20 protein-coding genes are annotated in these 17,814 nt (G+C 59.6%); 16 read left to right on the forward strand and 4 right to left on the reverse strand.

Annotated features, from left to right (window positions below):
- Positions 1–9: 9 nt before the first annotated feature.
- From AMK02_RS03830 to AMK02_RS03845, 4 genes are read left to right on the forward strand one after another with little or no spacing between them, the layout of a single operon-like run.
- Positions 10–900 carry an ABC transporter permease subunit gene (locus tag AMK02_RS03830; protein ID WP_064800740.1) on the forward strand — a complete coding sequence of 297 codons (891 nt, stop codon included), beginning with the start codon at positions 10–12 and terminating at the stop codon, positions 898–900.
- A complete protein-coding gene (locus tag AMK02_RS03835; protein WP_064800741.1) occupies positions 900–1,916 on the forward strand; it encodes an ABC transporter ATP-binding protein in 1,017 nt (338 codons plus the stop codon). The genes AMK02_RS03830 and AMK02_RS03835 overlap by 1 nt, the downstream gene beginning before the upstream one ends.
- On the forward strand, positions 1,913–2,866 hold the full coding sequence (locus AMK02_RS03840; RefSeq protein ID WP_064800742.1) for a peptide ABC transporter ATP-binding protein: 954 nt from the start codon (positions 1,913–1,915) through the stop codon (positions 2,864–2,866). The genes AMK02_RS03835 and AMK02_RS03840 overlap by 4 nt, the downstream gene beginning before the upstream one ends.
- A gap of 26 nt (positions 2,867–2,892) precedes the next feature.
- Complete coding sequence (locus AMK02_RS03845; protein WP_064800743.1) at positions 2,893–3,432, forward strand: gluconokinase; 540 nt, start codon at positions 2,893–2,895, stop codon at positions 3,430–3,432.
- Here the strand turns inward: AMK02_RS03845 and AMK02_RS03850 are convergent.
- The 3 genes from AMK02_RS03850 to AMK02_RS03860 all read right to left on the reverse strand — a co-directional run bounded on the left by AMK02_RS03850 (position 3,422) and on the right by AMK02_RS03860 (position 6,295).
- The gene (locus tag AMK02_RS03850) at positions 3,422–4,669 is read right to left on the reverse strand and encodes an NAD(P)/FAD-dependent oxidoreductase (protein WP_064800744.1); all 1,248 of its coding nucleotides are present in this window, start codon (positions 4,667–4,669) and stop codon (positions 3,422–3,424) included. The genes AMK02_RS03845 and AMK02_RS03850 overlap by 11 nt on opposite strands.
- A gap of 73 nt (positions 4,670–4,742) precedes the next feature.
- A complete protein-coding gene (locus AMK02_RS03855) occupies positions 4,743–5,246 on the reverse strand; it encodes an isoprenylcysteine carboxyl methyltransferase family protein (RefSeq protein WP_064800745.1) in 504 nt (167 codons plus the stop codon).
- The gene (locus AMK02_RS03860) at positions 5,243–6,295 is read right to left on the reverse strand and encodes a type III polyketide synthase (RefSeq protein ID WP_064800746.1); all 1,053 of its coding nucleotides are present in this window, start codon (positions 6,293–6,295) and stop codon (positions 5,243–5,245) included. The genes AMK02_RS03855 and AMK02_RS03860 overlap by 4 nt, the downstream gene beginning before the upstream one ends.
- A 169-nt stretch (positions 6,296–6,464) precedes the next feature.
- Here AMK02_RS03860 and AMK02_RS03865 point away from each other — a divergent pair, with 169 nt between their 5' ends.
- The 3 genes from AMK02_RS03865 to AMK02_RS03875 are packed head-to-tail and all read left to right on the forward strand — an operon-like array spanning position 6,465 to position 8,447.
- Positions 6,465–7,001, forward strand: coding sequence for a tetratricopeptide repeat protein (locus AMK02_RS03865; protein WP_064800747.1), 537 nt, complete (start codon positions 6,465–6,467; stop codon positions 6,999–7,001).
- A gap of 43 nt (positions 7,002–7,044) precedes the next feature.
- Positions 7,045–7,650, forward strand: a complete 606-nt coding sequence (locus AMK02_RS03870; RefSeq protein ID WP_064800748.1) for an RNA polymerase sigma factor — start codon at positions 7,045–7,047, stop codon at positions 7,648–7,650.
- Positions 7,647–8,447, forward strand: a complete 801-nt coding sequence (locus tag AMK02_RS03875) for an anti-sigma factor family protein (protein ID WP_064800749.1) — start codon at positions 7,647–7,649, stop codon at positions 8,445–8,447. Before AMK02_RS03870 ends, AMK02_RS03875 begins: the two co-directional genes overlap by 4 nt.
- 28 nt (positions 8,448–8,475) lie before the next feature.
- On the opposite strand, the gene AMK02_RS03880 is transcribed toward AMK02_RS03875, so the two are convergent.
- Positions 8,476–9,273: a glycosyltransferase family 2 protein gene (locus AMK02_RS03880; protein ID WP_064800750.1), complete on the reverse strand. Its 798-nt coding sequence runs from the start codon at positions 9,271–9,273 to the stop codon at positions 8,476–8,478.
- A 248-nt stretch (positions 9,274–9,521) separates the two neighbouring features.
- Between AMK02_RS03880 and rfbA the strand changes: the two genes are divergently transcribed.
- The 9 genes from rfbA to AMK02_RS03925 are packed head-to-tail and all read left to right on the forward strand — an operon-like array spanning position 9,522 to position 17,722.
- A complete protein-coding gene (gene rfbA, locus AMK02_RS03885) occupies positions 9,522–10,433 on the forward strand; it encodes a glucose-1-phosphate thymidylyltransferase RfbA (RefSeq protein ID WP_012482745.1) in 912 nt (303 codons plus the stop codon).
- 22 nt (positions 10,434–10,455) lie between these two features.
- Positions 10,456–10,830: a sugar 3,4-ketoisomerase gene (locus AMK02_RS03890; RefSeq protein WP_012482746.1), complete on the forward strand. Its 375-nt coding sequence runs from the start codon at positions 10,456–10,458 to the stop codon at positions 10,828–10,830.
- Between the two features lies 1 nt (position 10,831).
- Positions 10,832–11,938, forward strand: a complete 1,107-nt coding sequence (locus tag AMK02_RS03895) for a DegT/DnrJ/EryC1/StrS family aminotransferase (RefSeq protein WP_064800751.1) — start codon at positions 10,832–10,834, stop codon at positions 11,936–11,938.
- On the forward strand, positions 11,935–12,810 hold the full coding sequence (locus AMK02_RS03900; protein ID WP_064800752.1) for an ABC transporter permease: 876 nt from the start codon (positions 11,935–11,937) through the stop codon (positions 12,808–12,810). Before AMK02_RS03895 ends, AMK02_RS03900 begins: the two co-directional genes overlap by 4 nt.
- On the forward strand, positions 12,810–14,129 hold the full coding sequence (locus tag AMK02_RS03905; protein WP_004677155.1) for an ABC transporter ATP-binding protein: 1,320 nt from the start codon (positions 12,810–12,812) through the stop codon (positions 14,127–14,129). Before AMK02_RS03900 ends, AMK02_RS03905 begins: the two co-directional genes overlap by 1 nt.
- Entirely contained in the window at positions 14,126–15,106 is a 981-nt protein-coding gene (locus AMK02_RS03910) for an NAD-dependent 4,6-dehydratase LegB (protein WP_064800753.1), read from the forward strand. The genes AMK02_RS03905 and AMK02_RS03910 overlap by 4 nt, the downstream gene beginning before the upstream one ends.
- Complete coding sequence (locus AMK02_RS03915; RefSeq protein WP_012482750.1) at positions 15,099–15,812, forward strand: nucleotidyltransferase family protein; 714 nt, start codon at positions 15,099–15,101, stop codon at positions 15,810–15,812. The genes AMK02_RS03910 and AMK02_RS03915 overlap by 8 nt, the downstream gene beginning before the upstream one ends.
- Positions 15,805–16,650, forward strand: a complete 846-nt coding sequence (locus tag AMK02_RS03920) for an NAD-dependent epimerase/dehydratase family protein (protein ID WP_064800754.1) — start codon at positions 15,805–15,807, stop codon at positions 16,648–16,650. Before AMK02_RS03915 ends, AMK02_RS03920 begins: the two co-directional genes overlap by 8 nt.
- Position 16,651: 1 nt before the next feature.
- Complete coding sequence (locus AMK02_RS03925) at positions 16,652–17,722, forward strand: radical SAM/SPASM domain-containing protein (RefSeq protein ID WP_012482752.1); 1,071 nt, start codon at positions 16,652–16,654, stop codon at positions 17,720–17,722.
- Positions 17,723–17,814 lie beyond the last annotated feature (92 nt).

The raw sequence follows: 17,814 nt of genomic DNA on the forward strand, positions 1-17,814 counted from the left end.
GAGCGGTCCATGAGCACGGTCACCGTCAAAACCGGCCAGCCATCCGCTCTTGCGGAATTCTGGCATTATTTCTCCCGTAATAAGGGTGCCGTCATCGGCCTCGTTGTTTTCGTCATCATCCTCGTCGTTGCGATCTTTGCACCGGTTTTTGCGCCGCATGCGCCGAACGAGCAGAATCGTGAAGTGCTCTTGGCAGTGCCGGCCTGGATGGAAGGAGGCCACGCTTCCTTTCCGCTCGGGACGGATGCCGTCGGCCGCGATATCCTCTCGCGGCTGATCTATGGAGCGCGGTTCTCGCTCTTCATCGGCGTCGTGGTCGTCACGCTTTCAGTCATATGCGGCGTGCTGATCGGCCTCGTCGCCGGTTATTTCCGCGGCCGAATTGATACCGCCATCATGCGCCTGATGGACATCATCCTGGCCTTCCCGTCGCTGCTGCTCGCGCTCGTGCTGGTGGCGGTCCTGGGTCCCGGCCTTACCAATGCGATGATCGCGATTTCGCTGGTTAACCAACCGCATTTCGTGCGGTTGACCCGCGCCTCGGTCATTTCCGAGCGTGAGAAGGAATATGTGATCGCCTCGCGCGTCGCCGGCGCGGGAACGCTCCGCTTGATGTTCAAGACGATCCTGCCGAACTGTCTCGGCCCCCTGATCGTTCAGGCCACGCTTGCCTTTTCGGCGGCGATCCTCGATGCCGCCGCCCTCGGCTTTCTCGGTATGGGCGCTCAGCCCCCGACACCCGAATGGGGCACCATGCTTGCCGAGTCCCGCGAATTCATCTCGCGCGCCTGGTGGGTCGTGACATTTCCGGGTCTTGCCATCCTCATCACCGTTCTTGCCATCAACCTGATGGGCGATGGCCTGCGCGATGCGCTTGACCCCAAACTGAAGAGGTCGTGATGCCGCTCCTCGAAATCGAAAATCTGACTGTCGAATTCCAGACGTCATCCGGTCTTTTCCGCGCCGTCGACGGCGTATCGTTGACTTGCGACAAGGGTGAAATCCTGTCGGTCGTCGGTGAATCCGGCTCGGGCAAATCCGTTGCCATGCTGGCCCTGATGGGTCTTCTGCCCTGGACCGCCAGGATCACCGCCGACCGCCTGCAGTTCGACGGCCAGGATCTGCGCGGCATCTCCGCCCGCCGGCGCCGCCGGATCGTCGGCAAGGAGATGGCGATGATTTTCCAGGAGCCGATGTCGAGCCTGAACCCGTGCTTCACGGTCGGCTTCCAGCTCGGCGAGACGCTACGCGTCCATATGGGCCTCAACCGGAAGCAACGCCGTGAACGTTCGATCGAACTCTTGAGCCTCGTCGGCATTCCGGCGCCGGAGGACCGCCTGTCGAATTTCCCGCACCAGATGTCGGGTGGCATGAGCCAGCGCGTCATGATCGCCATGGCGCTCGCCTGCAATCCGAAGCTCCTCATCGCCGACGAGCCGACGACGGCGCTCGACGTGACGATCCAGGCGCAGATCCTCGATCTGCTCGTGCGCCTGCAGAAAGAGCAGGGCATGGCGCTGGTGCTGATCACACATGACATGGGCGTCGTTGCCGAAACCGCCGAGCGCGTGCAGGTGCAATATGCCGGCCAGAAGGTCGAGGAGCAGCCGGTGAAAGCGCTGTTCCGCGATCCGCATCACCCCTATACGGCAGCCCTGCTCGCCGCCCTGCCGGAACGCGCCCAGGTCGGCCAGCGACTTCCCTCGATCGCCGGCGTCGTTCCCGGCCAGCACGGCCGCCCGACGGGCTGTCTTTTCGCCCCGCGCTGCGGCTATGCAACGGTCGAATGCGAGCGCGGTGTGGTGCGCCAGGGACCGGAACTCGGGCTGGCGTTGTGCAACTATCCTTTGAAGGACGGCAAGCCGCTCGGGCATCCCGGCGTCATGGCCAATGAAACTGCAGGAGACCTGGTATGACAGGCGCTGTTCTCGAGGGCAGGGATCTCGCCCGTTTCTACACCGTCAACCGTGGTCTCTTCAAAGCCGACGCCACGGTCAGGGCGCTGAACGGCGTCAGCTTCAGCCTCCATTCCGGCAAGACCCTTGCCGTCGTCGGCGAATCCGGCTGCGGCAAGTCGACGCTTGCCCGTCTGGTCACGATGATCGAGGATCCGACGGCCGGCGAATTGCTGATCGACGGCAAGCCGGCGCGGGTCGGCGACCGCAGCCTGCGCAGCCAGGTGCAGATCGTTTTCCAGAATCCCTATGGCTCGCTCAACCCGCGCCAGAAGGTCGGTGCAATTCTGGACGAGCCGCTGAAGATCAATACCGATCTCGATGCCAGCGCCCGCCGCCGCAAGGTGGAGGAGATGATGGCCCGCGTCGGGCTGCGCCCGGAACACCATGGCCGTTATCCCCATATGTTCTCCGGCGGCCAGCGCCAGCGCATCGCCATTGCCCGCGCGCTGATGCTGCGGCCGAAGGTGCTGGTGCTCGACGAACCGGTTTCGGCCCTCGACCTGTCGATCCAGGCGCAGGTGCTGAACTTGCTTATGGACCTGCAGAAGGAGATGGGCCTTGCCTATCTCTTCATCTCGCACGGCCTCTCGGTCGTCCATCACATCGCCGACGAGGTGATGGTGATGTATCTCGGCCGCCCGATCGAAACCGGTCCTGCCGCCGAAGTCTTCGCCCGTCCGCGCCATCCCTACACGGCCGCCTTGCTGTCGGCGACGCCGATCGCCGATCCCGAGCGCGAGAAGAACCGCATCCGCCTGCAAGGTGAACTGCCGTCGCCGCTGAAGCCGCCGTCCGGCTGCCACTTCAATCCGCGCTGCTGGAAGGCGCAGGACTATTGTCGGCAGGTTTCTCCCGAATTAAGTGGAGAAGGCGCACAACAATATGCCTGTCATTTCCCGCTCGACTGAGCGGGAAGCCGCCGTTGAGAGGAAACATGCAGGACGATCGGATCAACAGACCTCATGCGATCATTGTCATGGGGGTCAGCGGTTGTGGCAAATCCTCGGTCGGCGAGAAACTTGCTGAGGCCTTGCATCTGGCCTTCGTCGAAGGTGATGCGCTTCATCCGGCCGCCAATGTCGAGAAGATGTCGAAGGGCATTCCGCTGACCGATGAGGATCGGATGCCCTGGCTCGACCTGACCGGCAAACGGATGCAGGCCTCGCTGGAAAAAGGCGAGGGCATCATCGTCTCCTGTTCGGCGCTGAAACGTACCTATCGCGACAGGCTGAGGGCTGCTGCCGGCGGCAATCTGTTCTTCGTCTATCTCGAAGGATCCAAGGCGCTGCTGACGAAGCGCATGGGCGAGCGCAAGGGGCATTTCATGCCGATCTCGCTGCTCGAAAGTCAGCTGGCGACACTCGAGGTGCCGACAGGCGAACCCGGTATCGTCACCGTCGATATCGACGATACGATCGACGGCATTGCGGCAACGGCGCTCAGCGGGCTCTCCACCCTCGGTGTCATGGCTTGAAGCGCTGCGGCGAGTAAGCCGAGATATCGATGAACGGCGTTTCGCCGCTGATGAGTTCCGCAAGCACGCGGCCGGTCACCGGTCCGAGCGTCAGTCCGTGATGGGCGTGGCCGAAGGCGAACCACAGGCTCTGATGGCGCGGCGCCTTGCCGATGATAGGCATCATGTCCGGCGTGCAGGGGCGCGCGCCCATCCATGGTTCGGGATCGAGCCTGCCTCCGAGAGGGAAGATCGTACGCGCCACGGCTTCGGCCCGGTCGAGCTGCACCGGCGTCTTCGGCGCGTCGAGCGTCGCGAACTCCGCCCCTGTCGTCAGGCGGATGCCGCGGCTCATCGGCGCCAGCAAATAACCGCGCTCGGCATCGAGAATCCAATTGTTGAGCACGGCATCGCCCTCGGCGGCATAATGCATGTGATAGCCGCGCTTGACGCCGAGGGGAAAGGAATAACCGAGCCGGCGCGTCGAGACGGCTGCCCAGGGGCCGAGCGCGATCACCGCATCATCGGCTTCGAGCGGGCCTTCCCCGGTCATGATCTTCCAGCCGGAACCGAACTGGCCGAGCGAGGCGGCGTCGCCGGTGACGAAGCGGCCACCGAGGCTTTCGAAATAGCGGCGATAGGCCGATGTCAGCGCATGCGGATCGAGCACCGACCAGGGATCGCGCCAGCGGATGCCGCCGGCGAAACGGACTGTCATATCAGGTTCCATTCGGACGATATCGGCCGAGGTAAGGCTGTCATAGTCTATTCCGAATTCATTCTGCCAAAGGACGGCCTCCGCAAGGGCCTCGTCGCGTTTGGCCTCCGTCCGGAAGATCTTCATCCAGCCGTCCTTGCGGATCAGCGCCTGCGCCTGGGAGGCCTCGATCAGGTCCTTGTGCTCGGCAATCGAATTTTCGATCAGCGGCGCATAGGCACGGGTGATTGCCGCGTGTCGCCGGGCATTCGAATTCCACCAGTAACGGGCGAGAAAGGCGAGCTGGCTCGGCAGCGTTCTGAGATGATAATGCGCATCGATGCGGTTGTTGAGCGCATAACGCATGAGCAGGCCGAGCTGCTGGGGAAAGCCGTAAGGTGCCACCCCTTCGCGCTGGATCAGGCCGGCATTGCCGAAGGAGGTTTCGTTGCCCGGATCCTTGCGGTCGATCAGCATCACCTGCCGGCCGCGTCGCTGCAGATGGATGGCGGTGGACACCCCGACGATGCCGGCGCCGAGTACGATTGCGTTTTTCGTCATTCCCCTGCATTCCGCTCTGTTATCGCAGTGAAAATGCCCCTGCCGATAGCGGCGTGCAAACGAAAATTAGCATTCATTTCAAAATCATTGCGCTTTTTAGTGCGGCATTCTCGGCCTTTACGCGCACATGCAGGATCGCAGCGTTGAAAAGCGAAAAGACGGTCGCATAGACCGGCAGGCCGAAGGTCAGCGGAAGGATGGCGATCTCGCCGACGACGACCACATAGTTCGGATGCCGCAGGAAACGGTAGGGGCCGGAGCTGACGAGCGGCACACCCGGCAAGATCACGATGCGTGTCGTCCAGCGATCCTTCAGCGTCGCCAGCACCCAGAGGCGCAGCGCCTGCAGCCCCATAAATATCGCCAACCAGAAGGGCTCGACCGGCCTGCCGGGCGCCAGCAGCCAGAGGCCAATGATCCAGGCCGCGTGCAGTGCCACCATCATGGGATAGTGCTCGGGCGCGACCTCTCTTGCACCTCTGGCACGAAGGGCGGCAGTGTTGCGCCGGGCAAGCACGAGCTCGCCCAGCCGCTGCAGCGTCACGAAGGTCAGGAGCGCGATCGACGGCCACATCATGCCGCCCTCCGCAGCGTCACGCAGCTGGCCGAAAAACCCGGTCCCATGGCGATCATCGCCGCTCGCTCCGGCAGTCCGGCGCGGATTACCCGCTCCAGCACGAACAGCACGGTGGGCGAAGACATGTTGCCATATTCGGCAAGCACGCCTCGTTCGTGATCGAGCGTGCCGGGTGTCAGCGAAAGCGCGCTCTCCATTGCGGCCAGCACCTTCATGCCGCCGGGGTGGCAGATGAAACGGTCGATGTCTGCCAGTTCCAGCCCGTTTCGCGCCAGAATGGCCGTCACCGCCGGGGCGAGTTCCCGTTCGGCGAAGGGCGGCAAGGATTGCGCCAGCACGATGCCGAAGCCGCCATCGTCGATCTTCCAGCCCATGATGTCGAGCGTGTCCGGGAAGAGATGCTCGCCGGTTGATTCCACCTCGGCCAGCCCGCCTTCGCCGGCGCGGAGCACGCAGGCGGCCGCGCCGTCGCCGAACAGCGCCGTCGCGATGATGTTCGGCCGCGTCAGCTCGTCCAGCCGGAAGGCGAGCGTGCAAAGCTCGATCGAGACGAAAAGCACGACGGCGCCCGGCCGGCTGCGTGCCAGCCGCGCCGCGACGGCAAAGCCCGAGACGCCGGCGGCGCAGCCGAGCCCGAAGACCGGCACCCGCTCGATATCGGTTCTGAAGCCCATGCGGCGGGCAAGCTGCGCATCGAGGCTCGGCGTCGTAAAACCGGTGGAAGAGACGGTGACGATACAGTCGACATCACAGGCGCTGAGGTCCGCCCGGCGAAGTGCCGAGGTGGCCGCCTCAACGAAAAGGGCGCCCGCCACCTCTCCATAGGCCTGCATGCGGTCCTGCCAGCCATGCGTTTCGTCGAACCAGGCAAGCGGCCGCGCCGCATGGCGCTTGTTGATGCCGGCGCTGTCGAAGACGCGAGCTAGATGATGGAAATCCTCGAAACGGCCGGCAAACAGCCGGGCCGAGGCTTCGGCCGCCTGGTTTTGGAAGATGACATGTTCGGGCGTGGCGGTGGCGAGGCTGACGAGTCTGACGGTATCGGTCACGGAATTCTCCTTGTCGTTCCCGGCACAACGCTGAGAACACCCGGTCCCGATGATTTATTCGGCCTCGGGGACTTCACGAAGCAGTGATGGAGAAAATAGAGAGGCAGGCGAATAAAGCCCAGGGCAGCGGTGTTCTCTCCCCGCAACGTCACTCTCGAGGAGTTTCCCCATGACGATCACGACAGTCCGCATCGCTTCCATCCTTGTCGGCGGCTGCCTTGCCGCTTCGCTCTTCTCCGGGCCGGTCTTTGCTGTCGGCAATGACAACAGCACGATGCCGACCTGCAAGAAAGGCGAGATCTACGACCAGAAGACCAAGAAATGTGTCAAGCAGCAGAGCGCCAATGTTTCGGACGAAAACCGTACCGACTATGCCTATTCGCTGGCCAAGGCCGGCCGTTATGAAGAGGCGCTTGCCATGCTCGATACGGTCAGGGACCAGAACAGCGCGGAGGTGCTGAACTATCGCGGTTACGCCACCCGCAAGCTCGGCCGCACCGACGAGGGCATCTCCTATTACCTGCAGTCGGTGAAGATGGATCCGCAATACGCCAAGGTCCGTGAATATCTCGGCGAAGCCTATGTCATCCAGGGCCGGCTCGATCTCGCAAAGGAGCAATTGAACACGATCAAGACGATCTGCGGCATGGCTTGCGAGGAATATCAGGATCTGAACGCTGTCATCCTCGATCCGTCGAAGATCTGAGAGTAGGCCACTGGCGGGAAATGGAGCCGGAAAGGATATCCGAATGTCGGTCGCGGACGCTACATTTCCTGCCTATAGTCACGCGAGAATGGAATCGCCGGTTTATCAGGCGGTTCCAAGGGATGCAGGATCTGCGGAGGCGGCCATCGCGAGCGAAGCGGATATCAGGAGCGGTCTGACGGAAAACCTGGCCAGGCTCTGGCGTTATGGTCTCGTTCTCTCGCATCAGCGCGATGTCGCCGACGACCTGGTGCAGGCGACCTGCCTTCGCGCGCTCGAGCGCGCTGGCCAGTTCGTTCCCGGCACCCGGCTCGACCGCTGGCTGTTTTCGATCCTGCATTCGATCTGGCTGAACGAGATCCGTTCGCGCCGGGTGCGACAGGGCCAGGGTTTTGTCGATGCCGGCGAGGCGCTGACCTTCGACGGCGCGCACGATACTGAAACGCATGTGATGGCGGGGCAGGTGCTGAAGCAGGTAAATGCGTTGCCCGAGGCGCAGCGGACGGCGGTTTTCCTCGCCTATGTGGAAGGACTTTCCTATCGCGAGGTTGCAGGCATATTGGATATTCCGATCGGGACCGTGATGAGCCGGCTGGCGGCCGCCCGCGCCAGGCTCTCCGGCGCCGGACCGGCAGGGGGACGGCCATGAGCACGAAACACACCATTCCTTCCGACGAGGACCTCACAGCCTTCATCGACGGCGAGCTGACGGCGGAAGAGAGAGCCCGCATCGAGGCCATCGTCAAGGAAGACGAGAGCGTCGCCGAACGATTGGATTTCCTGGCGCGCGCCAGCCTGCCGTTCGAGCAGGCTTTCGCTCCGCTGCTCTCCGAAGCCCCGCGCGAAAAACTGCAGGCGATGCTCTCCGCCATTCCTGCGCATGAGAACGCAAGATCGGTCGCTGCACCGGCGCCCACGCGCCGTCGCTTCCTCGGTGCGCTCGCCGCCTCGCTTGTGGCCGGCATCGCCATCGACCGCGCCGTCATCGGCATCGGCAAAGGTTTTTCGGCAAAGGACGAAAACAGCGAATGGCGCGCCGTGGTCGCCGACTATATCTCGCTCTATACCGCCGAAACGCTCGCCGGCCCCGTTCCCGGCAGACAGGACCAGGCCGCCCAGCTCGCCAGTCTTGACGAGAAGCTCGGCCTGTCGCTCTCCCCGGAAGCCGTTTCGCTCCCGGGGGTCGATTTCAAACGCGCCCTGCTGCTGCAATATGACGGCAAGGCGCTCGCCCAGATCGCCTATCTCGATCCCGAGACCGGCCCGATGGCGCTCTGCATCGTGAAATCCGACGCGGGGCCGAAGGCGCCGGACCTTGAAAACCGCAAGGGAATGAATGTCGTCTACTGGTCGAATGCGACGCATGCGTTCATGCTGATCGGGCATGCTGCGGCGGACAGGATGACGGCGATTGCGGATGGGGTGCGGGGGAGGGTGGCGGTGTGACCGGCCGTTGGCGGCGGCTTTGAGCTGATCAGCCCTGCGATCGATTGCGCCTCAGGAACTGGCCTAGCCGGTTCACAATCTTAAAGGCCCAGAACATCGATATTGAGACCTTGAGGCCGTGGTCGGCAAGGGCGCGCAGCACCTCCTTGTTCTGACGCGATATATTTTGAACGTTCTTGTTCGTGGCGCCCCCTAAGCGCATTCTGACCAAGACTTGCGGGATATAGATTGTTCTGATCCGCGCGACTTCCAAGAATCGCATCATCAGCTCGACGTCGGCTGCAAGCCGATAACGCAGATCAAACCGCCCGAACCGTTCATAGATGTTGCGCCGAACATAGAATGTTGGGTGCGGCGGGCACCACCCGCGCGCGAAGAAACCGGGATTGAACGCACGGGATTTCCAGTAACGGACCTTGCGATCGATGTGCCGGTTGGAAACATAGACGAGATCACCATAGCAGCCGTCATATGCTTCATCATCCAGCGCGGCCGCCACGGTTCCGAGGGAGTCATTGCTCTCGAAAGTGTCGTCCGCATTCAAAAAGCCGATGATGTCGCCGCTCGCAAGACCAATCCCCTTGTTCATGGCCTCATAGATACCTCCGTCCACCTCGGAAAGCACACTGCGGTTCTCCGCCGGCGCCGAAGCGATAATGGCGAGCGTCGAATCTTGTGAGCCGCCATCAATGATGATGTGTTCGAAATTGCGGTAGGTTTGAGCGTCGATGGACCGCAAGGTATCGGCAATTGTCTGCTCGACATTCCAGCAAACGGTGATGAGGCTTATCCGGGGGGAGCTTGGATTGGCAGTATCTGCAGCCATCTAACGGTATCTTGCTCACATTTCAAAAGGCGATAGCACGCCAACCCGTATCAGACGAAAAGGCACTCCCGCAATCGAGTACCGCAAGTTATCCTCGATCAACGCCTGATTGGTGAGCGGCGGCGGCTGCTCCTCTTGCTAAGTGCATTGCATGCGGCCCCATCTATCTGTAGTGAGCACTGTCGAATAGCGATATCACCACGATAAGCTCGTGAGTGCGCGTGGATTTACCGGTTGCAGGAGGTCTCTTGTCTTCGAATAAAAAACTGCGCAAGGGCATCTTGCTCGCCGGTGGCTCGGGCACCCGACTTCATCCGGCGACTCTCGCCATTTCGAAGCAACTTCTTCCGGTTTTCGACAAGCCGATGATCTACTATCCCCTGTCAACGCTGATGCTTGCAGGCATCCGGGATATTCTGATTATCTCCACGCCACAGGACACCCCACGTTTTGAACAGCTGCTGGGTGACGGCGCCCAATGGGGACTAAACCTCCAATATGCCGTGCAGGCCGCACCGGACGGAATTCCCCAGGCATTCTCGATCGGCAGGGAATTCATCGCGCGGGAGGCAACCGCTCTCGTACTGGGAGACAATATCTTCTACGGCAATCTCCTGACTCATGATTTATCCGGGGCTTCCGCGAGATCGGACGAAGCGACGATCTTCGCGTACAAAGTCCACGATCCCGAACGGTATGGGGTGGTGGAGTTTGACGGTGAGGGCAAAGTCCTCAGCCTGGAGGAAAAGCCGTCCAGGCCCCGCTCTTCTTACGCTGTGACGGGCTTATATTTCTACGACAATGACGTGGTTGACATTGCAGCCGGTTTGAAACCCTCGCCGCGCGGTGAAACCGAAATTACCGATATCAATCGGCATTATCTGTCGGCCGGCAGGCTGAATGTTGCCGTCTTGGGCAGAGGACATGCCTGGCTTGATACGGGCACGCACGATTCACTCCTTGAAGCCAGTCAGTTCATTGCCACCATCGAGCGGCGCCAGGGGCTGAAGATTGCCTGCCCCGAAGAAATCGCCTTTCATTTGGGATACATAGATGCCGAGCAGTTGCTAAGACTTGCGGCTCCACTTGAAAAGAGCTCTTACGGTCGATACCTCATCAGCCTGGTGAGGGAACCAGCTCCGCATTTCCCGCCCGGCTGACCCGCAAAACTGGAAACCAATCTTGTCTGCTTTTACTCTGCTTACGTTAAAGACGATGTCCGACGCACGAGGCGCGTTGACCGTCATGGACGGAATACTGCCATTTCCGGTCGTCCGCAGCTTCTGGATCTATGGTGCCGACGGATATAAACGCGGCGGCCATCGTCATCACAAGACTCGGCAGGCATTGGTGGCGATTTCGGGAAGCGTGATGGTTTTGATGGACGATGGAAAAGCCAGGGAAGAGATCACCTTGTCGTCACCGGACCAGTGCCTGCTGGTGGAGCCAAGGGACTGGCATGAAATGACCTTCGGTCCCGGTTCTATCCTGCTGGTTTTTGCCTCTCACGGGTACGATAAGGACGACTACATCGACACTCCCTACGAACGGCTCTGAGATGATTGAGTATGAAAGTCTTGCGCAAGCCAACCGCGCGCTGATGGAAGAGTTGGAGGCGGTTGCATCCCGTGTCATTCGTTCCGGATGGTACATACTTGGCAATGAGGTCTCCTCATTCGAAGCCGAATTCGCCGCCTTCGCGGAAAGCAAACATTGCATCAGCGTGGCCAATGGTCTGGATGCATTGATCCTCTCGATCGAAGCGCTCGACCTGCCAAAAGGCAGCGAGATCATGGTTGCCTCCAACACCTATATAGCCACTATTCTGGCAATTCTTCGCGCGGGCCACAAACCCGTTCTGGTGGAGCCCGAGCGCGAAACCTTCAATATCGATCCGGAGCGCCTTCCGGCGGCGCTCACATGCAAGACGCAGGCAATCTGCGTGACGCATCTTTTCGGCAAAGCCTGCCGGATGACCGAGATCGCCGCGTTTGCAAGCGAGCATGGTCTCAAGGTGATCGAGGATTGCGCGCAGTCGCACGGCGCGCGCTATGACGGCAAGCTGACCGGCACCTTCGGAATTGCCGGCTGTTTCAGCTTCTATCCGACCAAGAATCTTGGGGCTCTCGGAGATGCGGGCGCGATCGTCACCGATGATGACGAATTTGCAGATCGTTTGCGACACATGCGCAACTACGGCTCGAAGAAAAAATATGAGAACGTCTATATCGGTGTAAATTCCAGGCTTGATGAGATGCAAGCGGCATTCCTGCGGGTCAAGCTGCGTCACCTCGATCAGGTGACTGAACATAAGCGGGCACTGGCCGATATCTATTTTGCCAATCTGCCTGAATGGCTGGCGCAGCCGCTTCGTCGACCTGCCGAGTATGATGTGTTCCATATCTTCGCGATACGGCACCCGGCCCGCGACGAGTTGCGCCAGTGGCTGCTCGATAACGGGGTCAAGACCGAGGTGCATTATCCGATACCGCCGCATCGGCAGAAGGCAATGCAAGGCATTCTTTCCGGCGATTATCCCATTGCCGATGAACTGCATGCTACCGAGCTGAGCCTACCTATTTCGGCCGGGCACAGAAAGGATGAGATCGAGCGCGTCTGCAGCCTTCTTGCGGCGCTCCCGGAAAAGCTGAAGTTGGCGGCATGACAGAGCACTTGAAGGGATCGGCCTCCGCGCCCGAGGAGGTTTGGGACATCGTGATCAAGCCTTCGAAGGGCAATTCACCGGATCTTGCGCTTGTCTGGCGGTATCGCGATCTCATCTGGATGTTCTTCAAGCGGGATTTCACGACATTCTACAAGCAGACTGTTTTGGGGCCGGCCTGGTACATCATTCAACCATCGCTGACGGCGTTGACCTATTACGTCGTGTTCGGAAAAATAGCCAATCTTTCCACGGATGGCCTTCCGCCCTTCCTGTTCTACATGTCGGGCACGATCATCTGGAGCTATTTTTCCGTCTGCTTGGCCAATAACTCCGACGTCTTCTCGAAGAATTCCAATCTGTTTGGGAAGGTTTACTTTCCGAGACTAGTGGTGCCGGTATCCGTTGCAATGAGCGGCCTTGTCGCCTTTGCAATCCAGTTCCTGCTCTTGCTGACGGTTTCCATCGGGTTGAAAATTGCCAACCCCGATTTGGTCCTGAGCTATTGGTTCCTGCTTCTGACGCCATTGGTGCTGCTCTATATCGCAGTGCTGGGCATCGGTGCCGGGCTTGTCGTTTCGGCGCTAACGGTCCGTTTCCGCGATCTCGTCTACGCCGTCGGGTTCATGACGCAGTTGTGGATGTATGCTACGCCGATCGTGTACCCTTTCAGCCAGATTCCGGAACGGTATCATTGGTTTTATTATATCAATCCAATGACGACCCCCGTTCAAACCTTCCGCTGGGCGCTGTTTGATGCCCCCGCCTTGCCCCTCGGTCTCTGTCTTGCCAATCTCGCGGTGACTGTCGCAATCACCCTATGCGGGCTGGGGCTTTTTTCACGGGCGGAAGCCAACGCGATGGACACCGTCTGATGAACGATATCGTTATTCGAGCGGAGCACGTCAGCAAGCTCTATCGTCTCGGCGTGATCAATCACGGCACCCTTTATCGCGACCTTCAGAGCTGGTGGGCGAAGTGGCGCAATCTTCCGGATCCGAATGTTTCCGTGTCAGATTACGCGTCCGAGCGCGGCAAGCAATCCCGACTCAAAGGCGATCTCTTCCATGCGTTGGATGATGTCTCCTTCGAAGTTGGGCACGGCGAAATCGTTGGAATTATCGGCAGGAACGGGGCCGGAAAATCCACGCTGCTGAAGGTGATGTCGCGGATCACCATGCCCAATTCGGGTTTCATAGGAATACGGGGCAGAATTGCCAGCCTGCTTGAGGTCGGCACCGGATTTCATCCAGAGCTCACCGGCCGGGAGAACGTCTATCTCAACGGCGCCATCCTCGGCATGAGCCGTGCCGAGGTCAGATCGAAATTCGATGAAATCGTCGAGTTTGCCGAGATTGGCGAATTCATCGACACGCCGGTGAAGCGGTATTCATCTGGAATGTATGTGCGTCTCGCTTTCTCCGTCGCGGCGCATCTCGAGCCGGAGATCCTCTTGGTCGATGAGGTGCTGGCCGTCGGCGACGTCAACTTCCAGAACAAATGCATGGGGCGGATGCAGGAAGTGACAAAGACCGGCCGAACGATCATCTTCGTCAGCCACAACATGACGGCGATCAGCAGCATCTGCCCGAAATCGATTTTGATGGCTGACGGCAAGGTCGCTGCAATGGGCGATACCGCAGATGTGATAAAGGCCTATCTCGATCGCCCTGAGTTCGGCGGCACGGCAAGTTACTCGGTCAATCCCGAGGATATCGACGGAAAGGCCGTCATATGTCGCGTTGCGGTATTGAACGAGAAGGACGAGATTTCCGAAACCGTGGAACTGTCGAAGGGTTTCTCCATCGAGGTCGAATACGAGTTGAGGGAACCTCTTTCCGGCCTCTCGGTCGGGATGCAGATCAAGATGGAGGACGGCTACACCACGCTCGTCAGCCTCTCCGATCCCGAGCTCGACGTCAGCCGCCTGGACGCCCGGCCTGCCGGTTATTATCGAGCCCGCGTGAAATTTCCCGGATATCTCCTCAACACCGGCACTTTTTACGTGCGATTGGGCATATCGAGTCGATTCTCGATATATTCCGTCGCCGAGGGTATTCGGTTTGACGTGGAGGATAATGTCGGAATTATCCAGATGCTCGGTCAACAGCGGAAGCCGTCGATTTCGGCGATACAGTTGCCTTGGGAGGTTGAGAAGGTCTTCCAGCGCGATTCTGAAGGTGTTTTGAAATGAAGAAGGCGCTTGTCACCGGAGCAGATGGGTTCATCGGCTCTCATCTTGTCGAGACGCTGGTGAGATCGGGTGTCGAAGTCCGCGCACTCTGCCAGTATAATTCGTTTTCCAGCTGGGGCTGGCTCGATCAGTCCGAATACCGCGGCAAGTTCGAGGTGATCCTCGGAGACGTCCGCGATCCCGCCCAAATGCGCTCCGTCGCCAAAGGTGTCGACACGATCTTTCACCTCGCCGCTCTGATCGCGATTCCCTATTCCTACCAGGCTCCGTCAAGCTATATCGATACCAATGTGCACGGGACCTTGAACGTTCTTCAAGGCGCGCTTGACGCCGGCGTCGGAAGAGTGATCCAGACCTCGACGAGCGAAGTCTACGGTACGGCGCGTTTTGTGCCGATCAGCGAAAGCCATCCGCTGCAAGCGCAGTCGCCCTATTCGGCGTCCAAGATCGGCGCTGATGCGATCGCTTACAGCTATCATTCGAGCTTCGATCTGCCGGTGACGATCGCACGGCCTTTCAACACGTACGGCCCAAGACAATCGGCGAGAGCAGTTATTCCGACGGTGATCTCACAGCTTCTGAGCGGGCGGACGACGCTGAAACTTGGTGCGCTCTCACCTACGCGGGACTTCAATTTCGTGCAGGATACGTGTGACGGTTTTCTCGCGCTCGCGGCCTGCGACGAAGCCGTCGGCCAGACGGTCAATATCGGCTCCGGCAGCGAGATCTCGATCGGCGATACCGTTCGACTGATCGCCGACATCATCGGCGTCAGCGTCGAGATCGAATGCGACGAACAGCGTTTGCGTCCTGTAAACAGCGAAGTGGAGCGTTTGTGCTGCGACAACAGCCTGATCAAGTCTCTAACGGGATTTTCGCCCCGTTACAGCTTGGAAGATGGTCTCAGAGCAACGATCGAATGGCTGCGTCAGCCTGACAATCTGACGAGGTATAAGGCGGATATCTTCAATGTCTAGGCGTGCAGTCATTCTGGCGGGAGGGATGGGAACGCGGCTGCGGCCCTATACCGTCGTGCTCCCCAAGCCGTTGATGCCGATCGGCGACTACCCCATTCTTGAGGTTATCATTCGTCAGCTGATAGCGGGCGGCTTTCAGCATATAACGCTTGCCGTCAACCATCAGGCCGAGCTGATCAAGGCGTTTTTCCAGGATGGCGACAAATGGGGCGTGCGCATCGATTATTCGCTCGAGGACGAACCGCTCGGCACCATGGGACCGCTGCGGCTGATCAAGGATCTGCCGGAGAATTTCCTCGTCATGAACGGGGATATTCTGACGGATCTGAACTATGCCGATTTTCATGACACGCATGTCCGTGACGGCAATATTTTCACGATTTCGTCCAAGACACGCCAGCATCGCATCGATTACGGCGTGCTCGACACCAGCGAGAGCGGGCTGCTGACCGGCTTTCGAGAGAAGCCGACGGCCGAATACAAGGTCAGCATGGGCGTCTATATGGTGTCGTCGGGGGCCGTCGAACACATACCGCAGCGGGGCGCCTACGGCTTTGACCAGTTGATGCTTGATCTTCTGGCGGCCGGAAAGCCGGCCACTGTTCGCGATTTTGCGGGCTATTGGCTCGATATCGGACGCCCTGACGATTATGCCTTGGCAATTGAGCAGTTCGAAACCATGCAGTCCAGGTTCTTGAATGGTTGATGCCATCGTCACCGGTGCTGGCGGTTTTCTCGGGAAGCGTCTGGTCAGGCGGCTTGAGGAGGCTGGCGTCGATGTGCTTGCGCTCGATCGAACGCATGGAGATATAAGCGAGGAGAAGCTGTGGCAGGAGCTTCCCGCTGCCGGCACGCTGTTTCATCTGGCCGGCAGGACGTTCGTTCCGGATAGCTGGACACAAAGCCCGAGCTTCATGGCCGCCAATGTTCTCGGCACGCAGCATGCTCTGAACTGGTGCAAGCGGCACAAGGCCAAGCTCGTATTCGCAAGCGCCTATGTCTACGGAGTGCCGGAGCGACTGCCGATCCAGGAAAGCGATCCGGTCAGGCCGAATAACCCCTACGCGCTTTCCAAGCATCTTGCCGAACAACTCTGTGAGTTCGCTGCCACACACGAGCAAATACCGGTCGTGGTATTGCGCCTTTTCAATATATATGGGGCTGGGCAGCGCCCGGAGTTCCTGATACCGACGCTTCTGAACCGGATACGGGCGAAGCAGGACATACAGGTCATGGACCTCAGTCCGCGGCGGGACTACGTCTTCGTTGACGATGTCCTGAGCGCCTTCGCCAAGGCCATGGACGTGCCGGAAGGTTACCACTGCATCAATATCGGCTCCGGCAGGTCGTATTCGGTGCAGGAAATAATCGATATCTTGCAAGAGGCCGCCGGCACTGCTCTACCTGTAGTGTCATCTTGCGCCGTTCGGCGGAATGAAATACCTGACGCGCGGGCCGATATTACAAGGGCTCGCGCTGTTCTTGGATGGCGGCCGGAATGGGATCTGCCGACCGGCATCCGCGAACTGATGAAGGAGTCGTAAATTGAACGAGCGTTACGTTCCGATCAACAAAGGCAACTACTCGATGGACACGGACGAGCGCGAAGCCGCGTTCGACAGATACCGTGGAGAGGGTTGGGAAGCCGAATATGCGGATTACCGTCGCAAGTGGTCGGAATATGCCCTGAACCAGCAGGTTTCGGACTATCCGCTGCTGGTCGATCTCGAGCTGGCCTCGATCTGCAATCTGCGCTGCCCGATGTGCTATACGATCAGCGACGAATTCAAGAAGAGCGTCAACACCACCCGGATGGACTGGGATCTCTACTGCCGCATCATCGACGAGATCGGCGGCAAGGTTCCGGCGATCCGTCTGTCCCTGCGCGGCGAAGCCACGCTGCACAAGCGCTTCGCCGACTGCGTGCGCTATGCCAAGGATCATGGCATCAAGGAAGTCTCCACCCTCACGCATGGCTTCAAGCTCAACAGAGACTATTTCGCCCAGCTCGTCGATGCAGGCATCGACTGGATCACCATTTCGATCGACGGTACCGGCGAGACTTATGAGAAGATCCGCAAGCCGATCAAGTTCGAGGCGCTGCTCGACAAGATCAAGGACATAAAGAAGTACAAGGAGGAGCGCGGTCTCAACCGTCCTGTCATCAAGGTGCAGGGTATCTGGCCGGCAATCCGGGAAAATCCGGATCTCTATTACGAGACCTTCGCGCCTCACGTGGATCTCGTCGCCTTCAATCCGCTGATCGATTACCTCGGCAACGATTCCGATATCGCCTATCTCGACAACTTCACATGCCCGCAGCAGTACCAACGCCTGGTGATTGGTGCCGACGGATTGGTCATGAAGTGCTCGAACGACGAGGAGAACCGCGAGGTTATCGGGAATGCGAACACCGAAACCGTGCACCAGATCTGGCATGGGGAAAAAATGAACGCGGTGCGCGCTCTGCACAAGGAACCGCAAGGTTTCCTGAAGAGCGAGGTCTGCCGCAGGTGTTATCTGCCGAGACAGACCAATGACGAGACGGCTGAGATTTGCGGCCGGCAGGTCATTGTGCGGAATTACGTCGACCGGAACCAGGAAATCGGACAGTAATCGGCGGAATTCCACGCGCTACGGCCAGACGTCGCCAAGCCTATAGTTTAAGGGGCTGCGATCGCCGCGAGAGCGGGGCGGCTTTGCCGGTC

The organism is Rhizobium sp. N731 (genome assembly GCF_001664145.1).
Lineage (GTDB): Bacteria > Pseudomonadota > Alphaproteobacteria > Rhizobiales > Rhizobiaceae > Rhizobium > Rhizobium esperanzae.